Origin of the sequence: Paenibacillus sp. UNC496MF, from assembly GCF_900113915.1 — a bacterium.
GTDB classification, from domain to species: Bacteria; Bacillota; Bacilli; order Paenibacillales; family Paenibacillaceae; genus Paenibacillus_Z; species Paenibacillus_Z artemisiicola.
Genome location: NZ_FORE01000004.1, coordinates 1023892 through 1044913, shown reverse-complemented (window position 1 = coordinate 1044913; position 21022 = coordinate 1023892). Strand labels below are relative to the sequence as shown.

General features: G+C 55.8%; 22 protein-coding genes. 15 read left to right on the top strand and 7 right to left on the bottom strand.

Annotated elements, in window-relative coordinates; all coding sequences use genetic code 11:
- The first annotated feature begins 725 nt into the window (after positions 1-725).
- Positions 726-1139, top strand: a complete 414-nt coding sequence (locus BMZ79_RS04705) for a cupin domain-containing protein (RefSeq protein WP_090636972.1) — start codon at positions 726-728, stop codon at positions 1137-1139.
- Positions 1140-1785: 646 nt separating this feature from the next.
- Here BMZ79_RS04705 and BMZ79_RS04695 read toward each other — a convergent pair.
- Positions 1786-2361 (bottom strand): helix-turn-helix domain-containing protein, encoded by a 576-nt coding sequence (locus BMZ79_RS04695; RefSeq protein WP_256252548.1) that lies wholly within the window; start codon positions 2359-2361, stop codon positions 1786-1788.
- Positions 2362-2655: 294 nt separating this feature from the next.
- Here BMZ79_RS04695 and BMZ79_RS04690 point away from each other — a divergent pair, with 294 nt between their 5' ends.
- The 11 genes from BMZ79_RS04690 to BMZ79_RS33530 all read left to right on the top strand — a co-directional run bounded on the left by BMZ79_RS04690 (position 2656) and on the right by BMZ79_RS33530 (position 10415).
- Positions 2656-3873 carry a Tm-1-like ATP-binding domain-containing protein gene (locus tag BMZ79_RS04690; protein WP_090636970.1) on the top strand — a complete coding sequence of 406 codons (1218 nt, stop codon included), beginning with the start codon at positions 2656-2658 and terminating at the stop codon, positions 3871-3873.
- A gap of 109 nt (positions 3874-3982) precedes the next feature.
- Positions 3983-4978, top strand: coding sequence for a Gfo/Idh/MocA family protein (locus BMZ79_RS04685; protein WP_090636969.1), 996 nt, complete (start codon positions 3983-3985; stop codon positions 4976-4978).
- Complete coding sequence (locus tag BMZ79_RS04680; RefSeq protein ID WP_090636967.1) at positions 4975-5754, top strand: sugar phosphate isomerase/epimerase family protein; 780 nt, start codon at positions 4975-4977, stop codon at positions 5752-5754. Before BMZ79_RS04685 ends, BMZ79_RS04680 begins: the two co-directional genes overlap by 4 nt.
- Positions 5755-5827: 73 nt before the next feature.
- Positions 5828-6130, top strand: a complete 303-nt coding sequence (locus tag BMZ79_RS04675; RefSeq protein ID WP_090636965.1) for a hypothetical protein — start codon at positions 5828-5830, stop codon at positions 6128-6130.
- The gene (locus tag BMZ79_RS04670; protein ID WP_090636963.1) at positions 6090-6452 is read left to right on the top strand and encodes a cupin domain-containing protein; all 363 of its coding nucleotides are present in this window, start codon (positions 6090-6092) and stop codon (positions 6450-6452) included. Before BMZ79_RS04675 ends, BMZ79_RS04670 begins: the two co-directional genes overlap by 41 nt.
- Before the next feature lie 16 nt (positions 6453-6468).
- Entirely contained in the window at positions 6469-7296 is an 828-nt protein-coding gene (locus tag BMZ79_RS04665) for a phosphoenolpyruvate hydrolase family protein (RefSeq protein ID WP_090636961.1), read from the top strand.
- Between the two features lie 5 nt (positions 7297-7301).
- Positions 7302-7571, top strand: a complete 270-nt coding sequence (locus BMZ79_RS04660; RefSeq protein ID WP_090636960.1) for a hypothetical protein — start codon at positions 7302-7304, stop codon at positions 7569-7571.
- A 25-nt stretch (positions 7572-7596) separates the two neighbouring features.
- Positions 7597-7890 (top strand): VOC family protein, encoded by a 294-nt coding sequence (locus tag BMZ79_RS04655; protein WP_371263627.1) that lies wholly within the window; start codon positions 7597-7599, stop codon positions 7888-7890.
- Between the two features lie 641 nt (positions 7891-8531).
- The gene (locus BMZ79_RS04650; RefSeq protein ID WP_090636958.1) at positions 8532-8759 is read left to right on the top strand and encodes a cupin domain-containing protein; all 228 of its coding nucleotides are present in this window, start codon (positions 8532-8534) and stop codon (positions 8757-8759) included.
- Between the two features lie 428 nt (positions 8760-9187).
- On the top strand, positions 9188-9475 hold the full coding sequence (locus BMZ79_RS04645) for a hypothetical protein (protein WP_371263626.1): 288 nt from the start codon (positions 9188-9190) through the stop codon (positions 9473-9475).
- A gap of 550 nt (positions 9476-10025) precedes the next feature.
- The gene (locus BMZ79_RS33530; protein WP_218154650.1) at positions 10026-10415 is read left to right on the top strand and encodes a hypothetical protein; all 390 of its coding nucleotides are present in this window, start codon (positions 10026-10028) and stop codon (positions 10413-10415) included.
- Positions 10416-10593: 178 nt separating this feature from the next.
- Here BMZ79_RS33530 and BMZ79_RS04640 read toward each other — a convergent pair whose 3' ends face one another.
- A complete protein-coding gene (locus tag BMZ79_RS04640) occupies positions 10594-11499 on the bottom strand; it encodes a metallophosphoesterase family protein (protein WP_090636956.1) in 906 nt (301 codons plus the stop codon).
- Positions 11500-11916: 417 nt separating this feature from the next.
- Here BMZ79_RS04640 and BMZ79_RS04635 point away from each other — a divergent pair, with 417 nt between their 5' ends.
- The 3 genes from BMZ79_RS04635 to modB all read left to right on the top strand — a co-directional run bounded on the left by BMZ79_RS04635 (position 11917) and on the right by modB (position 14522).
- The gene (locus tag BMZ79_RS04635; protein ID WP_090636954.1) at positions 11917-12810 is read left to right on the top strand and encodes a cation diffusion facilitator family transporter; all 894 of its coding nucleotides are present in this window, start codon (positions 11917-11919) and stop codon (positions 12808-12810) included.
- 243 nt (positions 12811-13053) lie between these two features.
- The gene (gene modA / locus BMZ79_RS04630) at positions 13054-13821 is read left to right on the top strand and encodes a molybdate ABC transporter substrate-binding protein (protein ID WP_090636952.1); all 768 of its coding nucleotides are present in this window, start codon (positions 13054-13056) and stop codon (positions 13819-13821) included.
- Positions 13822-13856: 35 nt separating this feature from the next.
- Complete coding sequence (gene modB, locus BMZ79_RS04625) at positions 13857-14522, top strand: molybdate ABC transporter permease subunit (RefSeq protein WP_090636951.1); 666 nt, start codon at positions 13857-13859, stop codon at positions 14520-14522.
- A 95-nt stretch (positions 14523-14617) separates the two neighbouring features.
- On the opposite strand, the gene BMZ79_RS04620 is transcribed toward modB, so the two are convergent.
- The 5 genes from BMZ79_RS04620 to BMZ79_RS04600 all read right to left on the bottom strand — a co-directional run bounded on the left by BMZ79_RS04620 (position 14618) and on the right by BMZ79_RS04600 (position 20657).
- Entirely contained in the window at positions 14618-15349 is a 732-nt protein-coding gene (locus tag BMZ79_RS04620; RefSeq protein ID WP_090636950.1) for an AAA family ATPase, read from the bottom strand.
- A 183-nt stretch (positions 15350-15532) separates the two neighbouring features.
- Positions 15533-16765 carry a serine hydrolase domain-containing protein gene (locus tag BMZ79_RS04615; RefSeq protein WP_090636948.1) on the bottom strand — a complete coding sequence of 411 codons (1233 nt, stop codon included), beginning with the start codon at positions 16763-16765 and terminating at the stop codon, positions 15533-15535.
- A 378-nt stretch (positions 16766-17143) separates the two neighbouring features.
- Positions 17144-17923: an SDR family oxidoreductase gene (locus BMZ79_RS04610; protein ID WP_090636946.1), complete on the bottom strand. Its 780-nt coding sequence runs from the start codon at positions 17921-17923 to the stop codon at positions 17144-17146.
- A 112-nt stretch (positions 17924-18035) separates the two neighbouring features.
- Positions 18036-19853: an MBL fold metallo-hydrolase gene (locus tag BMZ79_RS04605; protein WP_090636944.1), complete on the bottom strand. Its 1818-nt coding sequence runs from the start codon at positions 19851-19853 to the stop codon at positions 18036-18038.
- A gap of 66 nt (positions 19854-19919) precedes the next feature.
- Positions 19920-20657 (bottom strand): class I SAM-dependent methyltransferase, encoded by a 738-nt coding sequence (locus tag BMZ79_RS04600; protein ID WP_090636942.1) that lies wholly within the window; start codon positions 20655-20657, stop codon positions 19920-19922.
- Positions 20658-21022 lie beyond the last annotated feature (365 nt).

The following is a 21022-nucleotide window of genomic DNA, read 5'->3' as shown; positions in this document are numbered from 1 at the left end:
AGTTCTTGTCAAAGTGCTATGACAATAACTTTATAACATTCCCGACAAATACGGTAAGCGGAATTGTTTGACGAGGATGACAAAGCCGAATGGCAACAATGTGACATTTACCTTCGATATGCAGCTTTTTATTTTTGGCTGTATGACTGATTAAATCTGTGTCGGTTAACAAGAACGAATGTCGCTTTCGTAGTCTATGGTGATCTGCATTTCAATTCTTGGTGCGCCTCATGTTAACCAACTGCAACATGACATCTTAGAGCAGATTGCATGATCGCGGGGGAGACCCCGCCCATGGTCGCGCACGGCGCGGCGAACACAGACGTCATCGCCATGACGCGGCAATTCGCGCTTGAAGGCGCGCGCCGGCTAACGACCGTGACCTCGGCGACAATCACACAGCTTGGTAATGTCCGAGATTGATGGCCGCGATAGGCGGTAACGTACGAATCTCGATTGAATTCGGATTACACGAACCAAAGAGGTGAATTTAGACTGCGTCCTCCTGACGTTATTGGCTGATCTTCGAGTTCAACAAATCAATATTTTATTACAAGGAGCTAATATTTTGTAGCGAATAAATAAAGCTTCTCTACTATACTGGGGGTGGAAGAAAAGACGAGGAAGGGAGTTGATAGGCTTGGCATGCTTTAGATTACCAGTTTTTTTTGGGATAGACTATTTCATAGTAACAAAATAATACAAAAACAGATGGAGGAATAAAAATGGAAAAATCGAGGATTCCAATGGCGGATGAGACTAAAGCAGTTGCTACATCGGTTCCCGATCAGGGCGGACACGTTCCGTCTATAGTCACGCCTATATTCGATCAAGCGATTCCGAACATCCCCGGCAAGTCTCTCAACGTTCTCGAAGTCGACTATGCACCAGGCGCGGCTGCCCATCCGCACAGACATGCTAAGTCCGCCTTCATTTACGCCTACGTGCTTTCGGGTGAGATCGAGTCGAAGGTGAACGACGGCGAGACCCGCGTCTACAAGACCGGCGAGTTTTGGACCGAACCGCCGAACGCGAACCACCCAATCAGCCGCAACGCGAGCAAGACCAAGCCGGCAAAGTTGCTAGCGGTTTTCGTTGTCGACTCCGACGACAAGCCACTCACCATTCCCGTCGAATGAGATTGAAAGGAACAGAACGATGAGCCCAAGGCTCAACTAGAACCAAAGATCGCTCCCAACGGGGCCAAGGCACTCGGTAGCGTGTATGGCTATGTCATGCAGAGTCGTCTGCCTGGCGAACTGGTGGAGCTTGTCTATCTGCGAGTCTCTCAGATAGACAAGCGCCTATTGCCTCGACATGCACAACCACGACCTCATCATGAATGGGGTGAAGGTCAGAAGCTCGCGCTGGTACAGGGCCTGGATAGATGAGCGCGTGCTTTTAGACGGGGTGTTGTTGATGGAGATTCTGGGACACAATAGCTCAATGATGCACGACGGCAGCCGGCCATAGTACTATCGGCTGCCGTCGTTGCGCTAACGGGCAGGTTGCGCAAAGAACTGTAATGGCTGAGGGGGATATTATTATCCAATAAGAAAACCGCGGCAATACATTGCTTGAAACCCAATGCAATTGCGTTGGGTTTTCGTTTATCTGAAATGGGATAATGTTATTGGTCATCCGACTGTCGGGTGACAAGAACATTATCTCATTAAATGCCGCGACAATCCCGCTTCAATCCATTCCGTATCACGTATCGGGCAGGTACTTTGACTAACCATGCCGTATGCCGGCTCAACTGCCGGGCGGGCGGCGAGCGGACGATCAGGATGGATCGTCGCCCGGCTTGGATTGGTGCTCGGTAAATACCGCCAAATATTTGACCTCGTCCGAGAGCGGGACGACGGTATGTTCCTGGAGGGAATTAAAGTAGAGGCTATCGCCTGCGCTCATCTCGTAGTCCGTGTTTCCGACCTTATATCGCATCTTTCCGGAGATGACGTAGATAAATTCCTCGCCGCTGTGGGAGAAGGTATGCTCGTTTATCTCGCCGCGGCGCGCGACGAAAATATACGGCTGCATCATCTTGCTGTGCCGCGTGGACGCGAAAGCGAAGAACGAATAGCCTTTGTTCGTCTTGATCCACTTGGATATATCCTCGTACTGACTCGCCGAGACCATGACGGTGTCGTTGCTGGACTGCTCCTCGAGCAGATCCGATACTTTGACGCCGAGGGCGTCCGCGATTTTCATCAACGTCGAGACTGCCGGCATCGCCCCGCCGCTCTCGATTTTGGAGAGCATGCTCTTGGTGAATCCACATATCTTCGCAATCTCTTCCTGAGTTCTCTTCTGTTCTTTGCGTATCAGCCGAATTCGTTTGCCTAGGTCCAGATCCATAATTCCCCTCTTTCTATTAACCGAGAAAAGTTAATAAGTATAATATAACTCAACTAAGTTGAATTTGCAAAAAAAGGACGAATTCATATATAAAGCGAACAAATCAAGCGGTTATCCGGCTGAAATCGAACCTGAAGGATTTTTATTCAGATTAGAAAGCGGTTGCAGGAACGAAATGGATATTGTAGGATAATTATAATTCAACTAAGTTGAATATAATTTAGCGATAATAACTCTATTTATACTTAGTTGATAAAGCTTCATCTGGCATTCCCAACCGGAAGGAGGGTTCTTTTGCAGCGGACAATCGGAATGATCGGCGCCATGGACACGAAGGGGACGGAGTTTGCTTTTCTGAAGCGGGAGATCGAGCGTAAAGGGTTCGGCGTCCTGGTCTTTGACACCGGCGTGATGGGCGAGCCGATGCTTCGGCCCGACGTGAGCCGCAAGGCGATCGCGGAGGCCGGCGGCGCCGTTCTGGCCGAGCTCGTCGCCCAGGCCGACAGGGGCAAGGCGATGGCGGCGATGGCGGAGGGAGTAACCAAGCTCGTGCGCGAGTCGGTGCTGCGGGGCGACATCCAGGGGCTGATCGGGATGGGAGGAACAGCCGGGACGGCCGTGGCGAGCAGCGCGATGCGCGCGCTTCCCGTCGGCTTCCCCAAGCTGATCGTCTCGACCGTCGCCGCCGGCGACACTCGCGGCTACGTCGGCATGAAGGACATCGTCATGATGCCGGCCGTTGTCGATGTTGCGGGCATTAACCGGATCAGCCGCCAGATCTTTACCCGGGCAGCCGGGGCGATCTGCGGCATGGCCTTGGCGGACATCGAGCCGGCGGAGGACCGGAAGCTGATCGCGGCCAGCATGTTCGGCAATACGACGAGCTGCGTCGAACGGGCGAGGGAGCGGCTGGAGCGGGAGGATACCGAGGTGCTCGTCTTCCACTGCACCGGCGTCGGCGGGCGGACGATGGAAAGTCTGATTGACGGCGGTTATATCGGCGCCGTCCTCGACATTACGACGACCGAATGGGCCGACGAGATCGCCGGCGGCGTATTCGCGGCTGGACCGGACAGAGGGGACGCCGCGGGCAGAAGGGGCATTCCTCAGGTCATCGTGCCGGGCTGCGTCGACATGGTCAACTTCCATGCCCGCGATACCGTGCCGGACCGCTATGCGGGACGGAATTTGTACGAGTGGAATCCGAACATTACGTTGATGCGGACAACCGCGGAGGAGAACGCCCGGATCGGCGCCATATTGGCGGAGAAAGCGAATGCGAGCGCAGGACCGGTCGCCTTTGTCCTTCCGATCGGCGGGGTATCGCAGCTTGATAGTCCGGGTAGGCCGTTCTGGGATTCGGAGGCCGACCGCGCATGCTTCGATGCCATCCGTCAGCATGTCCGCAGCGGCATTCCGGTCCACGAGATGGCCTGCAACATTAACGATCCGGAATTCTCGGACCGGGTGGCGCAGCTGCTGTTAGACATGATGTCCGGGCAGCCGCGGTAGGCCCATACGCAAGGCGAGGCGGGAACGGATCGGATGCACCGCAGACATCACCCAAGAACGAGCAGACGGCATGTACTTATGATCATTTATCCGGGAGGCGGCATGAATAATGAAGAAGTACAAAGTAGGTCTTATCGGCGCGGGCGGCGTAACCGAGCTTCATCTGGAAGGTTATAAGGAACACCCCGAACGAATCCAAGTGGCGGCGATCTGCGATCCGAATGCGGAGGCGATGACGCGCAAAGCGGACCAGTATAACATCCCGCTGCGCTTTTCCAATCTGAACGATTTCATCCGGGAGAGCGGCGTCGATGCCGCCATCGTGGCCACGCCCACTTCCATCCGCACCCAAGTGGTGTTCCCACTGTTGGAAGCCGGTCTGCCGCTCTTCGTCGAGAAGCCGTTCTCCGATACGCTGCAGGACGCGGTCGACATTACCGAGAAGGCGGCCGCATTGAACGTGCCGGTCTCGGTCAATCAGAACTTTCGTCGGCATTTCACCTTCGACGTCGTGAAAGGCATTGTTGCCGAAGGACGGATCGGCGGGGTGACGCAGATCATATTCAATAATCTGTTCTTCCGTCAGGACGCCGGCTGGCGGCAGCAGTGCGAGCGGCATGCGCTATCGGTCATGGGCATCCACTGGTTCGACGGGTTCCGTCAGATTCTCGGCTCGGAAGCGGTATCGGTGACCAGCCTGATGAGCTCGTCCTCGGCCATCGAATGCGCAGGCGAGACGGATGCCACCGTGCAGGTCGCATTCGGGAACGGCGCGTTCGCCACCTATGTGCAGAGCTTCTCGTCCCCGTATAACCGCACGGAGATGATTGTCATCGGCGAGACCGGTACGCTGGCCTGCGGCCACCGTTCCGTCGAGCTGTATCGCACGGGGCAGAAGGCGCCGGAGAAGGCATGGAGCAACGACGTCTCCCGCGAAACCGCAACGTACGAAGGCTTGAATCATCTGTTGACCTCGCTTGAGACGGGGATCGAAGCGCCGAACAGCGCGCGGGACAATCTGAAGACGGTGGCGATTCTGGATGCCGCTTACCGTTCGGCACAGCAGCGGCGGACGATCACGCTGGATCGCGGTGTGCCCGTATGAGCATCAAGTACGCTTTCTCTCGGCCGACCGCAACCGATGACGATCGCGACCTGCTGTTCAACTCATACCGGTCCGTCGGCTATGACGGTTTGCAGCTGAAGCACGGGCAGTACGCGTCCTACATGGCCGAGCCGGAGCGCTTCTTAGAGAAGTGGGGCTCGCTGCCCGGCGCCGGCTCGGCGCTGATCACCGGCGGGACGCTGGACGAGGACGGCCGGGGCCAACTCGAGAAGTTGTTTGCTTTCGCCGAGCGGATCGGCACCCGGACGATCGTATACTGCCACGGCGTCTCCCGCAAAAACGTGACGATCCCCGATATCCGGCGCTACGCGGACATTCTCTCGGAGCTCGGCAAGTCGGCGAGGCAGCGGGGGATTGCCCTGTCGCTGCATCATCATTACGATCAGCCGGTCATGTACCGCGAGGATTTCGACGTATTCTTCGAGCGCATCAAAGAGCGCGAGGTCGGCCTGACGGTCGATACCGCTCATCTGGTGAAGTCGGGCATCACGGATGCAGCCGAGGTCATTACGTCGTTCGGGCCATTCATCGACAACTTCCACCTGAAGGACTTCGACGGCGGCGAGTGGCGGGTGCTCGGCCAGGGCGCCATCGATTTCGCCCCCATCTTCAAGGCGATCGGCGACATTCGCTACAGCGGATGGGTGTCCGCCGACGAAGAGAGCGGGGGCGGCATCGCGGAAGGGATGCAGGCATGTCTGGCCTTTATGAGAGACGGCTTGGAAGCGCGTCATGACCGTGCGATCGGGAGGTAGGAGGCATGAACGCTCAGACCGTCAAGATGAACCAGACCGCGCTTCCGGGCAGCCGGGCGAGAAGCAGGCGGCTATGGCTCGATATCCGGCGCGACTGGTCTCGCAGACGGACATCAAGATGGGCGCGGACTACACCAAGAAGATGAGCGACATGAAGACCCAGGTCATCATGGGCAAGGCTACGATCGAGGACTGGGATAACTTGATCGGCGCGATTCAGAAGGACCCGACCTACGTGCAGATCACCAAGGAAATCAACGAAGCGTATCAGCGCAGAACAAGTAAGCACCCAATCGAATTCGGGCAGACAATCCAACATGCAAAGGAGAACCAAGATGGCGACCATTACGAACCTTCACGAGAACGAGGCACATAGGGTGCTCGATATGGGCTGGGGCAAGATCCAGTGGCTGTGCGGCAAGGATATCGATCCCGAAGCGGAGATGACCTTCGGCATGGTGTACATCGATGCGGGCAAGGAGAACACCCGGCACTATCATCCGAACTGCGAGGAAGTCATCTTCGTCCTCTCCGGCGAATGCGATCATACGCTCGGAGACGAGTCGTTCCGCCTGAAGCCCGGCATGATGCTGCGGATTCCCCGCGGCGTTCCGCACAATGCCAGAGTGACGAGCTGGGAGCCATGCCGGATGATCATCGCGTATTCCTCGCCGGACCGGCAGACGATCGGCGAATAACAAAGGAGAGCAGACCATGGCGATATCCAGAACAGAAGCGCTCCGCCGGCTGAGGGCTCAGCTGGCGGATGGCGCGACGCTCGTCGGGGCCGGCGCGGGCACGGGCCTCTCCGCCAAGTGCGCGGAAGCGGGCGGCGTCGATCTGATCATTATTTATAATTCCGGCCGCTACCGGATGGCGGGCCGAGGTTCGCTTGCCGGCCTGATGCCGTACGGCGACGCCAACAAAATCGTCGTCGAGATGGCGGCGGAGGTGCTGCCGATCGTTAAGAACACGCCCGTTCTCGCGGGCGTATGCGGGACGGACCCGTTCCGCGTCATGGACGTCTATCTGAAGCAGCTCAAGGAAATGGGCTTCGCCGGCGTGCAAAATTTCCCCACCGTCGGCCTCTGCGACGGGGTGTTCCGGCAGAATCTCGAGGAGACGGGCATGGGCTACGATCTCGAGGTGGAGATGATCCGCACGGCGCACGAGCTGGACCTGCTGACGACGCCGTATGTATTCAACGAGGAAGAGGCGCGGAAGATGGCAGCCGCGGGCGCGGACGTGCTGGTCGCCCACGTCGGGCTGACGACCAAGGGCAGCATCGGCGCTTCCACGGCGCTCACGCTGGACGAATCCGTGGACGTCGTCCAGCGGATCTGCGATGCGGGCAAAGCCGTCAATCCCGACATCATCGTCATCTGCCACGGCGGCCCGATCTCCGAGCCGGAGGATGCGGCTTACGTGCTGAGCCGCACCAAGAACGTCGCGGGTTTCTTCGGCGCTTCAAGCGTGGAACGGCTTCCGACGGAGATTGCGATCACCGAGCAGGTCCGCAAATTCAAGCGGATCGGTTCTTGAGGACGATGACCGAACTGACCGTACTGCAGATGCTGATCGTGCTTGCGGCCGCGTTGTGCTGCGGCTTCGCCAAAACCGGCATCGCCACGCTGGGCATCTTCAACGCGATGCTGATGTCGCAGGCTTTTTCCGCCAAGGAGGCCGTGGGCACGCTGCTGCCGATGCTGATCGCGGCCGACGTGACGGCCGTCCTGCTTTACCTAATTGACCGGGCATCGGAGTGGAATGAAATGGAAGGAAAATCGTTGGTTCTGTCGAATTTATGGATGTCTTAAATCAATTATTGCGAGGTGAACATGCATGCTCGAATCACTGGAACACGTTCAAATTCCCGTAAGGCAAATGGATCGGGCGATCTCATGGTATACCGATCGGTTGGGGTTTCGACTAAGCAGCCGCGATGGAGACCGTATCGCATTCCTTACTTTGCCGGAACGTCCGCTCCTTATGCTATGGCAAACGGACGACGATTCGACGAATGCGCACTGTATCAAAACGATGGATTCGCGTGGATCCTCAAATTTTATGATACTGAACGAAATCTCTGGGGAGTCTTGCAATTTAATCAGCCTGATGATAAGTAAAAGTGCTTGATTGCCTATCGATTGAAAGACATAATCCTCGGCAAAATCATCTCATTAGCACATTGAAACGGGTCTATTAAAATGTAAGAATAGGTTCAAAATACGTGGCGGAGGTGGTAGTCAAATTCTGTTCGAAAGGTTGATTTCCTTTCGTCTCAAAAAAATGGAGGAGATGCTTATGTTAAACCAATCTCAACGATCGATGGCCATGGTGATCCTTGGCTTGCTTGTTAGTCTGATGTCTATATCCAACATAGCGTTTGCTGCGGACAAAGAGGTGCAGCAGGTCGATGGAGGGGCCGGGGGCCTATCATACCATCGCGCTTCGGAGTGACGGTAGATCAACGGATTAAACGAATAACCGCCTCGCACCTCGTCATTGTGACTCCACTTTCATCCGAATGATCGCCTGCCAAGAAGAACTCTCCCGTCTATTCGCACATGCAGGTCGATCCTCCGTCTCGCTCCGCAAGGTCGATCGCGCCGCGACGAATCGGGCTTCATGCTTGCCCACTCCCGCCGCCCGAATCATGACGATCGCGGTCTTCATATGCCCGCCCGCGGAAGCGTAGGCGACTTCCACTTCCGCATCCGGGGCTTGCGTAGCCAACTGTATGATCCGCTTCGCCCAATGAACGAGTTTGACGTTCGATGGCTTCCCGCGTCAAGCCCGCTCAGACGGTTTATATCCCGATGGGCTGGTGGCACTGGCAAACCGCGACGATGGATAACACCCATTTTGTCGCTGTTTTCGACAATAATGCCACGCAGATCGAATTCGGGTCCGATATCCTTAGAAAGACAACTCCTGAGGTGTTCCAGATGATCTATGGCATGAATGCGGCCCAGCTAGCAGATGTGCACAAGCCTATCGACTAGTCAGTAGTCATAGGTCCGCCTGCTTCAAGAGATATCCAATGGAGGATAGGCATGCAAAGTCGTTCTTGAATCAATTCCGAAGGAAGATCTAGAAAAGGAAGGATACGGGAGATACCTTCACTGGTTTGATAATGATTCTTCGGAGTACTGGCGTACAGCTCTAGATGATTACAGTTTCTTCATGTGAAAGATTTTCTAACGGTTTGCCACGTTTAATCAACATGAATCCCCTTTTAATTAAAAAGCTGCACTTAACTCGGTGTTAAGTGCAGCTTTTTTGAAATTGATTACAGTTTAACTACGTTCTCAGCTTGAGGTCGTGTACCACAGCACAATACACAAATCAATAACTATGGTATCATGAAGGATAAAATGATTAAGGAGTGATAAGTCTGAAGAAAAGAAACAAGCCGATTTCCTTTGATGAATTGCTGAAAGAACTTCAAGGCGCGAAATCCAATGAAGGCGTCCAGAATCACACGACAATGGAAATGTTATTTCATGAGACCTTCATGAGCCGGTATTCTTCCTTCAAATGTTTCAACGAGTTTCTCCGCAAGGGAAACTTTGACGTTAATACCTTGGAAGACATCGACAACATCCCCGAAGAGCTGTTCGATCGTCATGTCGACCGGGAGACCGACTTTGAAAGCTGGGAGTCGATGCTGGGTCGGGCCAATGAGGAATTCTTGTCATTTCGCACCAGTAGCAATTAATCTTCCAATTTGCTACTCTGTCTTTGTTGAAGGCTGATTGAACCTTCACAAAATCCATTACCCCTTTTTGTCGAAGACGTTGAAAGGAGCTGCGCTTCAGCTCCTCAAATTGTAGTGAAACCCACGTTTTTCAAAACGGCGGGTTTCTTTTTAGTTTACCGTTCAATCTAAGGGTTTCGGAAGTAAGTAATGTTAACGTGAGGGGATGCAGGGGCGGAGCCGACGACGGCTGCAGAACGGCAGCCGACCATATTACATATGTATAAAATACTATGTAATCTAGCTTTACATTAAAGGCTTGAATCACCAGTAATCTATATTGATTGCATGGATTGTGACACAACCTATACATCGAATTCTAGGGCAGGTATCCACTGTCCTATTTGTCGTAAATAGTCCTGTATGGTATTTGATGGGTATGGTAAAATACCTAATGAAATTAAGGAAATAATGCTGGTAGGAAGTGGGGAAGTTGTATTTCATAGGTGAAAAGGAGATCCAGAATTACATTCTATAAAGAGACAATTATATAAATTAGTGTTGATTAAAGTTGAACGGGGCGACGGACTTGTTATCCAATATTGATGTAATGAAGGTTGTTAATGGATATATTGGGGTAGAAGGTGGATACCTTATTGGCTTTTCTTATAATAGCCATGAAGAATTTTATCCAATGTACTGCGGTCTTGATATTGACCCTAAGCAACATAAGGGAACAACGAGACAGAGATTCATCAGTATTCTTTCATCGGCGGATGCTCCAACTCAAGCTAAAATTTTGCGCAGTGTTTTAATTTATTGCGCTGTTGACAACGAATATTATGCAGAACAGCGCCAAAAGCCTATTGAACGAACCGGAAGCGATTCTTTTTATCAACATAGCACGGTCGGTGTTACAAAGTACATAAACAAGAAAGAGACACCTGTACCAAGGGATTAAATGAATATAGTGACATGTGTATAAAATACGGGTTTTGTGAAAAAGTAATTAGTTATGATGGGTACTTTTGTTGTTTACGTAACATCTGTTAATTTAATCAATGAAAAAAGAATCGATGTTGCATCGATTCTTTTTTCATTCTTAGCCGATATTTTTTCCAACTCTCGATATAAATCAGTCACTCCGGGATCAGTCGGATCAGCCGGCTTTGGTTCGTATACCCAGGCGCCGTAACATATTGGTAACGGCCTTCGCGGAATGCATCGATATGATCCAGATGCACATGACCGCAAAATATACCCCTGATGTCGCCGCTGTCCGGGCTTCCCAGCCAACGGCAAAACGCGCCGGTGCTATCGTCCTGATGCCGAACCTGCCACGCTTCGCGGACATCCGGATCCCAACCGGCGGCGCCCATCATGATCGGAGCGCCCCATTTTTTTACAACGTCCTTTACCAGACCCTGAACGTACAACGGAATATGCATGAACAGCAAATACGGCTGTCCGGTCGCGGCCGCTTCGCTCACGGCGTCGAACTGTTCCTGCGTCACTTGATAATTGCCGTTGTCGATGGCGATCAGCTTCACGCCGTCCAGTTCCCTGACTTCGCAGCCTGGCACGGCCGACGACCATTCGCGGAACAAGGGATAGGCTGCTTGGCGATCCTCGTCCGTACAGGCTGCGCCAAAGGTCCAGTCATGATTGCCGAGCGTGTATAGATATGGAGATGGCAGCCGGCTGAAAGCATCGCGCAGCGTCTCCAGGTTGGCTTGCGACGGAAAATCGATAATATCGCCGGTAAACACGGTAAAATCGATCTTCCCTGCGCGTTCACCTTCGCCCTGCTCGCTTGCCCGTTCGATCAAGCGGCGGAAGCTTCCGAGCGCCGTCCCCTCGCCGGCTAGCTGAGTCCTGAACGCTTCTGCCCGGCTTCTCGCTGTATCCCGAATCTCTTCCGGTTCCCGCTCGTCGTATTCCGTCAAATGGCAATCGGTTACGTGCAAGATCGTCAATTCGCGTCCGAGGCCGGGGATTCGTATCGTCGTTACGTTATCTTGCGGCGTATGGTGAGATGCGTTCATGGTCCATCAGCTCCTTTTCCCTTAATAACCCGCATCGGGCGAGTTCGTAACAGGAGCTAGTGATCAATCTTATTAATATCGTTAATCATGCCCGATTTTCATTTATTTAATACCATTAATGATGCTCATGGAAGATCTCGTTCTTCCCCCAATTGCCCTAAGTTTGCAAATATTAAGAAAACGTCCGCGCAAATCGCTTCATTCCGGGGAAGACTGCTAATGATATGGTGAGCCGAATTAGAATTTATTTCATTAAATAACATAATAAATATTACGTTAACCAGTTTTGTTTTGGACAGGCGCAACTTTGTTGATGTCCGCTCATTTTTGAGGTCGCCGACAACACTGTTTCTCTAGACCCACACGGTCACCGTCCTTTATCATTACGAACGAAGCACTTATCGATGGAGGTTGGGGATGGAAAGCATCTACGAAGATATGAAGAAAGGCGAAAAAGGCGCATGGGTCAGCATCGCCGCTTATCTCTGCCTTGCGGCGCTGAAGCTCACGATCGGGCTCTGGACGGGGTCGGAAGCGCTGTCGGCGGACGGACTCAACAACTCGACGGATATCGTCGCGTCGCTGGCGGTCTTGATCGGGTTGCGCATCTCGCGCAAGCCGCCGGACGCCGATCATCGCTACGGGCATTTCCGGGCGGAAACGGTATCGGCGCTTGTCGCCTCATTCATTATGTTCGCGGTCGGCATACAGGTTCTGGTTCAGGCGGCCGGCTCCTTCCGCGAACCGAACATCGCTTCGGAAGGCGGGATCGCGGCGTGGACGGCGCTGTTCTCGGCTGGCGCGATCTATCTCGTCTATCTGTACAATCTCAGGCTCGCGAAGCGCATTAACAGCCAGGCGCTCATGGCCGCGGCGCAGGATAATCGCTCGGACGCGTTCGTGAGCGCCGGCGCGTTCGTCGGCATCATTGGCGCCGGTTGGGGCGTGCCTTGGCTGGACCCGCTCACGGCGGGAATCGTCGGCCTAATCATATGCCGAACCGCATGGTGCATATTCCGCGACGCGACGCATGCGCTCACGGACGGCTTCGACGATGGCGAGCTTCAAATCATGCAGCAGACGATCCGAAGCGTACCCGGCGTCGAGAAGATCATCGATATCAAAGCGCGGGTTCATGGAAATAACAAGCTCGTCGACGTAACGATCGGCGTCGATCGCTGGCTCAACGTCGAGCAAAGCCACGAAATCACCGAACAGGTCGAGCGCCAGATGTACGAGCTGCATCAGATCTCGCATGTGCATATTCATATCGAGCCTTGTGAAGCGTCGAGAAAACGACTTCAAACGTAGCTTTACTGAAACGAACATAATTATTATTATGTAAACTAAATTTGTTTCCTCGCCCGCCCGAACATCCGCCAAGCAAGCCGACGGTCCCCTCCCCGCCGTCCTGCTTGGCGGATGTTTTTCATGTTTATGTCCACCTACTAATTATGTCTAAATAGGTCTAAATCAATCTAAATACTACTCATCTTTGAAGAGATATGTTACGATTACTTCCATACATAAGGTATCCAGGAGGGATTCGATACGATGAAGAAGCATTTTGCGCTCGGTGCGACTTTGTTGTCTGCTGCGTTGACGCTCTCCGCCCAACCGTCTATCGCGGCATCCCGAAAAACGGAGCTCCTCGTCTCCGCGGCCGCGAGCTTGAAGGACAGCCTTGACGTCATCGAGAAGAGTTACGAGAAGAAGCACCCGGACATCGACCTCGTCTTCAACTATGGCTCGTCGGGCACGCTGCAGAAGCAGATCGAGCAAGGCGCGCCGGCGGATCTGTTCTTCTCGGCCGGCCAGAAGCAGATGGACGCGCTGGTCAAAGAGAATCTGATTTCCGACCATGCCACGCTTCTGAATAACGACCTCGTCATGGTCGTACCGTCCAACGTGAAAACGAAATACACGACCGTCAAAGAACTCATCGCTAAATCCGTCAAAAAAATCGCCGTCGGGCAGCCGGAATCCGTTCCTGCCGGGCAGTACGCGCAAGAAACGCTGAACGCGCGCGGCGTGTGGAATTCGCTGCAATCGAAGCTCGTTTACGCCAAAGACGTCCGTCAAGTGCTGACGTACGTCGAAACCGGCAACGTCGACGCCGGCTTCGTGTACAAGACCGACGCGCTGACCTCGAGCAAGGTCCGCATCGCCTTGAACATATTGCCGAGCGTGCACAGCCCGATCCTGTATCCGGCCGGCATCGTGAAGGAAACGAAACACGCGGCCGAAGCCAAAGCCTTCTATACGTATCTGCAATCGAGCGAGGCGGACGCCGTCTTCGTCAAATACGGCTTTAAGCTGTAATCGCCGCTATCCTACTTCCATCAAGGAGTTCAGCCATGGATTGGTCTACCTTCTGGGACCCGATCGGGTTATCCGTTCAAATCTCCGTCGTTGCCAGCGTCCTCGTATTCGCGGCTTCGCTGTTCATCGCCTGGCCGATGGCGAGAGCCCGTTTTTTCGGCAAGAGCGTGCTGGAAACGATCCTGCTCCTCCCTCTCGTGCTGCCGCCGACCGTCGTCGGCTTCGTTCTGCTCGTGGTCATCGGACGGCGCGGCTGGATCGGCCAAGCGTACGAGTCGCTCTTCGGCGGCCCGATCCTGTTCACGTGGGGGGCCGCCGTCATCGCGGCGGCGGTCGTCGCGTTCCCGCTGGCTTACCGGACGATCAAGACCGGTCTGCAGGGCGTCGACGCCGATTTGGAAAATGCCGCCAGGGCGATGGGCGCGAACGAATGGCAGGTATTTCGCCATATCACCGTTCCGCTCGCCGCGCGTTCGCTTGTATCGGGGTACCTTCTCGGCTTCTGCCGGGGCCTCGGCGAATTCGGCGCGACGCTAATGGTCGCGGGCAACATCCCCGGCCGGACGCAGACGATCCCGACCGCGATCTACGTCGCGTCGGACGGCGGAAGCATGGCGATGGCCTGGGCTTGGGCCGGCGCGATGATCGCGCTCTCGTTCCTCATGCTGCTGCTCGTCGGCCGCATGTCGAAGGACGCCTAATTTGACCGGCCGGTAATCATTGCGATGCGACGCCTCAAATAACCCCCATGTTCAGCGGGTAACCGCCGAACATGGGGGTTTGTCGGGTTCATACGTCAATCGTCTTCGTTGGCTTCCTTATCCTCGAAGAGTTCTTTCAGCACGCGCTCGCGGTTGTCCAGAAACCTTCTCGTTAGCAGATAATGCAGCGTATCCTCGTACTTGATGTCGCCCACCGGAACCGCGTCGAAGTCGAAAATTTGCGCGCCGGGGTAGCCGAGCAAGATCGGCGAGTGCGTGGCGATGATGAACTGCGCATCCGATTCGAGATCGTGGATAATCCGCAACAGCGCCAGCTGCCTGGCCGGCGACAGCGCGGCCTCCGGCTCGTCGAGCAGATAAATCGCCCGGCCCCCGAACCGATGGTTGAACAACGACAGGAACGCCTCGCCGTGCGATTGCGCGTGCAGCGACCGGCCCCCGTAATAGGGCAGCGAATCGGGCATGGTATCGATATGGCTGGCGAAATTATAAAACGTCTCCGCCCGAAGAAAGAAACCGTTCGTGATCTTCGGCATCCAAGATAGCCGTAAATGGCTGCCGAGCGCGGAAGCGGAAGCTTCGACCTCGTACGCGTTGCTTCGCCCCCCTCCGGCCGTGTTGAAGCCGCATTGGTAGGCGATCGATTCCAGGAGCGTCGACTTTCCGGAGCCGTTCTCTCCGACGAAGAACGCGACGTTCGACTTGAAGGTTAACGTGGTTAATGATCGAATGACGGGAATGGAGAACGGATAGTCGCGCGGATTCATGTCCTCCTTTCGCTCAAGCGAAATGCTTTTCAAATACATGCGGCCCAGCTCCTTCGTCGGCTTCGTGTCCCCTCCAACTTACCACATCCGCCGGTACGATTAAACCATGCTCGGACCGAATCCGGCGGCGACAAGCAGCCTCCCGATGCACGGGCAACTTGCGCAGCTGCTCGCAAGCCGCCCGCTATCGTATCCTAGCGGCTCTTGCTGTGCGCATGCACGTCAGTCGTTGATGGCCTGATAGATCATCGTCCAGAAATCATACGCGATCAGGCTGTTCTTGGGCAGCTGCGCCCCGCTGCGCTGGATCAGCAGCGTCGCCATGAGCGCTTCCCGCGGATCCGCGATCCAGGTCGACCCCAGCGCTCCCGGCCAGAAAAACGAGCCCACGCTTGGTCCGATGCCGATCTGCTTCGTCCTGACCGAGACGCCGTATCCGTATCCCTTGTTCGTCCACATCGGCGATCCGTCGTAATCGGTTTCGTCGAAGAAGGGCAGCGCGCGCTGTTCGGGCGTAAAGTGGTCAGAGATCATCGCCTCCACGGATTTGCGCGCCAGCAGGCGCACTCCGTCCAGCTCACCGAGGCCCAGCAGCATGCGACCGAACCGCTGGTAATCGTCCGCCGTGGAGAGCAGGCCGGCTCCCCCGGACAGGAAGACGGGCGTTTTCGCCCATTCCGTCGATTCCGGCCGGTCCAGCTCGACGAGTCCTCCTCCCGCCTTCGGCGCATAGGCGACGGACAGCCGGCTTTGTTTCTCCCGCGAAATCGTGAAACTCGTATCCTTCATCCCAAGAGGCCCGAAGATTCGTTCGCGGAAGAACGCATCCAGCGGTTGGCCGGATACCCGCGCAATCAATACGCCAAGCACTTCGTGCGCAATGTGGTAGAGGAATCGCGTGCCCGGTTGAACGATAAGCGGAAGCTTGCCCAGTCGTTTCATCCAGGCATCCGGATCGAGCTGCTCGTCGGCATCCAGTACCCCCAGCTGCTTGGCCACCGGCGCGGGCAGCAGCTTCATCACGTCGGCTTGCAGCCGATGATCCTCCCAGCCGATCCCGATGCGCGAAGTCAGCAGGTCATGGAGCGTAATCGGGCGAGCCGCCGGCACGACGTCGTCGGGCTCTCCGTGCGGTTTGCGCAGCACCACGCGGTTAGCCAGCTCCGGAAGCCAGGCATCCACCGGGTCGTGCAGCCGAAGCTTGCCTTCTTCGACCAACAGCAAAGCGGCTGCGGCCGTGATCGGCTTGGTCATCGACATGATGCGGAAGAGCGTATCCCGCCGAACGGGAAGACGTGCCTCTTGGTCCTGCCAGCCGATCGCCTCGGCATAGGCTTCCTCGCCTTTGCGATGAATCATCGCGACCGCCCCGGCAAGCTCGCCGCGATCCACATAATCCTGCAAAGTGCTGCTTAGACGGCGAAGCCGCGCAGCGGAAAAGCCTGCTTTTTGCATCGTGCTTCCTCCTTAGAGCTGCTTTCGATTTTCAAACGCGCAGGTCATTTTTACAGCGTTGTCTACAACGGAACGGTTATTTACGGCGTCGATAAACCATCACAACTACATAAACGCCGATGTGCAGGCGAAAGTTGCGGAAGAACAGGCCGCCCGGTATGCGCTTGTCCCTTGAGGTCCGGCGCATCCCTCCAACGATTAATTGACGATTTGAATCGCATTTATTCGGGATGACGACGCAATCTGGGACGGAACGCATGATTTGGAAGGCGTGGGCGTTCAGCGGAGCGGCTTATGCGATGACGTAACGGCCATACCGACAAAAAAAGCGCCAAATAGGCGCTTTTTAGTACATCCATCCTTGTGGCAGACGACCGATTACTTCGACTCCGTCAGCATATGGTCCACGGACTTGCTGAGCTGGCCGAGGATGAAATTCGGCGCGACGCGGTTCATAAGCTTCAAGGCATTGCTTTGCCCCGGCCGGATTTCGAATTGATCCCGCTCCATGCCCCGTATTGCGAACCGGACCATTTTGGACACGTCCATCGGCTTCGAGCCGGCCAGCTCCGCCGAGTCGAACGAATGCACCAGCGGCGTCTCCGTCAACGGAGGCGCGAGCTCGAACACGCGCACGTTCGTCGTTTTGAGCTGCGCCCGCAGCGACTGGGTATACGAATGCAGCCCCGCCTTCGCGGCGCAATAGATCGGCGAGATCGGCAGCGGGACGAAAGCAAGTCCGGACGAGACGTTCAGGATCGCGGCCGACGCTTGCATTTTCAACTGCGGGAGAAATTGCGCCACCATCCGGATCGGACCGCTCAAATTCGTTACGATCTCGCGATTGAGGTCCTCCAGATCCATGCCCGGATCATGGAGATTCAGCCTGCGCATAAAGCCCGCGTTGTTAATCAGCACGTTCAGGCTCGGGAATTGCTTGACCGCCGTATCGAATAAGGCCGCCATCGCTTGCGGATCCCCCGCGTCGCTTCGAAACGTATGTACCGCGGGCAGCCGCTGCTTCGCCGCGTCCAGCTTCGCTTGATCCCGGCCCGTAATCAGCACGGTATTCCCGAGCTCGAGCAGCTGAACCGCCAATTCAAGGCCGATGCCGGACGTGCCGCCCGTAATGAGAACCGTATTGCCGCTCATCTTCATGCGATTCGCCTGTCCTCCCATGAGTAAGGTGCGTACTGGTAATCATTGTATGGCCGAGCGGCTCTCCATTATGCCGCTAATCCGGCTATTCCGGCTTTCGGCAAGATGAGCGTCAATGCGGTGCGTGAGCGGTCACCGTGACGAGCGCTTCGGCTTGCTGTCCCAGCCTGCGGGAGCCTACCGTAATGTCGGCGGCGATCCGCGCCCGTTTCACGTGTTGTCCGGATGGCGCGGTTATTCGAAACCGTACCTGTTCGACGGTCCGCGGATCGATGTCCAGCCGCCGGTCGTTTTCTTCGATGTCCCAGCCGTGCGGTGCCGCCAACGTAACCGTTACCGTCTCCCGGGAGGCCAGCGGATTCAAGACCTCGACCGTGATCTCGGCCGCTTTCCCGTCCTGAAGCTCCAGCTGATACGGCTTGATCCAGGCACAGAACCCCTCCGCCCCCATATCGATCTCGTCGATCGGCAGCAGAAGCTCGTGAAGCGCCTTCAACTGCTCGCCGTCCCGGGCAAGCCGGTCCAAGTAATCGGCCGTGACCGAAAGCGGATCCCAATGTCCGGATAGAATCACGTCGGGACTCAGCCTGCGGTACAGCTCGGCGCTCAGCGTGTAATCCTGCGAACGAAACTTGTTTTTATACACATAATTATTGAGCTTGCCGTCCGTGCCCTGCTGATCGCCGATGGCGACGACCTTCTTCCCGTCGACCTCGAACGCGACCGCCACCGCGTACAGCGTATGGCCGGGCTGCTCATACAGCTGAAGCTCGTATTCCTCCCACCGAATCGGCTGCTCCAGCGGCAGACGGCGGTCTACCGGGATGGGATCGTACCAGATGCACGGCACGTCGTAGCGCGACGGATGTTCGAGCAGATCGGCAAAATTGTCGGCGACCCACGTCTTGGCGCCCTCCGCGTCCCGTAACAGATTCAGGCCGGCAACATGATCGTCATGGTAATGCGTCGGAATGACGACGTCGATCCCCGTCAGCTTATAACGCCGCTTCAACTGGTCGATCTGCCGCAAGCCCGGACGGCGCGAGGAGCGGTCGGCGCCCGCGTAAAAGGTTTGATGAATGTTCGGATAGCCGAAGTCGATCAGCAGGGCTTTGCCGCTCTTGGACAGCAGCGCATAGGAATTGGCGAAGGAACGGGTGTTCCAGATCAGATGCGGCGTGATTTCCACGAAAGCGGGATTCAACACGTCCTCCAAGCCCGATTGTTGCCCGCGCAGCTCCAATAGACGCTTCATGCGCCCCGCGAGAAGTTCAAGGGCCGACGCGGGCTCTCGCATGATTTCGCCATGTGAAGGCAGAAGCAGGTGAAGCTGCATGCCCAGCAAATCCATCGCGGACAAAACGGTGCTCAACACGCCTTCGCAACCGTTATAGGACCACTGCGTCGCCGACATCGACCATACCTTGCCGGGCGCGGCGATCAAGTCGCCCGTAAACGCCGCTTGTTGGCCATCCACTTCGGTGAGGATCGAAATCGAGCCGATGGTATGACCCGGCGTCGGGAATATGGAATAGGTTCGTCCGCCGAACGTATGGCGCGCGTAATCTTTCAGCGTGCCCGTAATCGCGACCGGCTCCAAGAGGGAGAATTTATCCTGGCGGACATCGTAATTATTATAGATTTCGCGTCCGAGCCAGCGGAGATCGACATGCGTAAATAAATCCTGCTCATGATGCGGTACCCAGATGCGCGCTCCGGCGGCGACCGCCTTCTCCAGTCCTTGGACCTGATCCCGGTGATGGTGGGTCACCAAAACGTCCGTCACCCGCTCTACGCCGATCGAACGGAGCTCCTCCAGCACGGCTCCGGATCCGAAATCGATCAGAACCGCCTCGCGATCATTTCGAATCACGTACACCTTGCAGGTGTCCTCGTGAAGATATAGCTGCTCGCTGATTCTTTCCAGCATGTCATCGGCTCCTTCTCGAATGAGTTGGCTTGAGGCTAATCACGCTTGAGTCTCTGCGGAACATGATCACGGAGACTCGCGGCGTCGGGCGATGAAGACGAATTCCAGTCCGGGGCGGTCAGGCGCGTCCCGAATGTCTTCGACGCTCAGGCCGGCAGCCGATAGGGCGTCCATAATGTCGCCCTTGCTTCGGAACCTCAAGGTCGAGTCCGACGTCAGCACGTTGCCGTCGCCGCGAAACACGAAGGTATGCCGAAACGATACCAAGGGCAGCCGCACATCCAGCAGATCGGTCCAAGACGCCACGCGCCCGCCGGAAGGCGAATCAATCTCCTGATAGGTCTGCGCCCGATCCCAGTTCCGCCAGGCTTGCTTGGCAGGATCGCGGACCTCGAATACCAGCCTTCCGCCGGGCCGAAGCGCCGCCCGGCACGCATGAAGCACGGAAGACCACTCTTCGTCCGCGAGGAAGACTTGGGCGACGTTGCCGGTCATCGTAATGAGATCGGCTTGCAGGCCGACCAGCGCGTCCGCCGTTCCATGGATCCAGTTCACCCGCTCCGCGCACGTCTTGCGGCGGGCGACGGCAAGCGAAGCGAGCGCCGGATCGACGCCGATGACTTCCTTGCCCAAGGAAGCCAGGCGACAGGCAAGGTTGCCGGTCCCGCACCCAAGATCAACGATCGTGCGGGCGCCGAACTCGTCCGCCATCGCGACATAAGGATCAAGATCCGGCCGGTCGGGCGAATCGAAGAGATCGTATACGTCCGCGAGCCGCGGCTCTTCGAAGAGTGGATCAGCCATGTCCGGGCCTCCTTTTCAGTCGATCGTTCGCCGAGCGCTAGCGTCAAGAATCACCATGACCGATAGGTCAAGCGATGCGAATTCGACCGCGTTTGGTAAACGCTGCCATCATCTCGCCTTCATCGTACCATACCGCACGACTCGCAGGTAAAGAAAAAACGCTTTTACTAAAACGATCCTTCGTTCACGAAACACGAAACAAAGATAGCCCGTTCGGCTGCTTTTTTTCGGAGAGATCGCGGCGGCATATGCTAGACGCGCCTTGGATAGTTAACGGGATTAATATGAATCTCTCCCCATCTCGCGCTACATGGCAAAAAACCGAAGCGGCCATTAACAAGACCGCTTCGGATTTATATTTTACG

What these genes read in the sequence shown, in the direction of transcription:
- BMZ79_RS04705 (WP_090636972.1), top strand. Translation starts at nt 726, where the DNA reads ATGGAAAAATCGAGGATTCCAATGGCGGATGAGACTAAAGCAGTTGCT.
- BMZ79_RS04695 (WP_256252548.1), bottom strand. Translation starts at nt 2,361, where the DNA reads ATGGATCTGGACCTAGGCAAACGAATTCGGCTGATACGCAAAGAACAG.
- BMZ79_RS04685 (WP_090636969.1), top strand. Translation starts at nt 3,983, where the DNA reads ATGAAGAAGTACAAAGTAGGTCTTATCGGCGCGGGCGGCGTAACCGAG.
- BMZ79_RS04680 (WP_090636967.1), top strand. Translation starts at nt 4,975, where the DNA reads ATGAGCATCAAGTACGCTTTCTCTCGGCCGACCGCAACCGATGACGAT.
- BMZ79_RS04675 (WP_090636965.1), top strand. Translation starts at nt 5,828, where the DNA reads ATGGCTCGATATCCGGCGCGACTGGTCTCGCAGACGGACATCAAGATG.
- BMZ79_RS04670 (WP_090636963.1), top strand. Translation starts at nt 6,090, where the DNA reads ATGGCGACCATTACGAACCTTCACGAGAACGAGGCACATAGGGTGCTC.
- BMZ79_RS04665 (WP_090636961.1), top strand. Translation starts at nt 6,469, where the DNA reads ATGGCGATATCCAGAACAGAAGCGCTCCGCCGGCTGAGGGCTCAGCTG.
- BMZ79_RS04660 (WP_090636960.1), top strand. Translation starts at nt 7,302, where the DNA reads ATGACCGAACTGACCGTACTGCAGATGCTGATCGTGCTTGCGGCCGCG.
- BMZ79_RS04655 (WP_371263627.1), top strand. Translation starts at nt 7,597, where the DNA reads ATGCTCGAATCACTGGAACACGTTCAAATTCCCGTAAGGCAAATGGAT.
- BMZ79_RS04650 (WP_090636958.1), top strand. Translation starts at nt 8,532, where the DNA reads ATGGCTTCCCGCGTCAAGCCCGCTCAGACGGTTTATATCCCGATGGGC.
- BMZ79_RS04640 (WP_090636956.1), bottom strand. Translation starts at nt 11,499, where the DNA reads ATGAACGCATCTCACCATACGCCGCAAGATAACGTAACGACGATACGA.
- BMZ79_RS04635 (WP_090636954.1), top strand. Translation starts at nt 11,917, where the DNA reads ATGGAAAGCATCTACGAAGATATGAAGAAAGGCGAAAAAGGCGCATGG.
- modA (WP_090636952.1), top strand. Translation starts at nt 13,054, where the DNA reads ATGAAGAAGCATTTTGCGCTCGGTGCGACTTTGTTGTCTGCTGCGTTG.
- modB (WP_090636951.1), top strand. Translation starts at nt 13,857, where the DNA reads ATGGATTGGTCTACCTTCTGGGACCCGATCGGGTTATCCGTTCAAATC.
- BMZ79_RS04620 (WP_090636950.1), bottom strand. Translation starts at nt 15,349, where the DNA reads ATGTATTTGAAAAGCATTTCGCTTGAGCGAAAGGAGGACATGAATCCG.
- BMZ79_RS04615 (WP_090636948.1), bottom strand. Translation starts at nt 16,765, where the DNA reads ATGCAAAAAGCAGGCTTTTCCGCTGCGCGGCTTCGCCGTCTAAGCAGC.
- BMZ79_RS04610 (WP_090636946.1), bottom strand. Translation starts at nt 17,923, where the DNA reads ATGAAGATGAGCGGCAATACGGTTCTCATTACGGGCGGCACGTCCGGC.
- BMZ79_RS04605 (WP_090636944.1), bottom strand. Translation starts at nt 19,853, where the DNA reads ATGCTGGAAAGAATCAGCGAGCAGCTATATCTTCACGAGGACACCTGC.
- BMZ79_RS04600 (WP_090636942.1), bottom strand. Translation starts at nt 20,657, where the DNA reads ATGGCTGATCCACTCTTCGAAGAGCCGCGGCTCGCGGACGTATACGAT.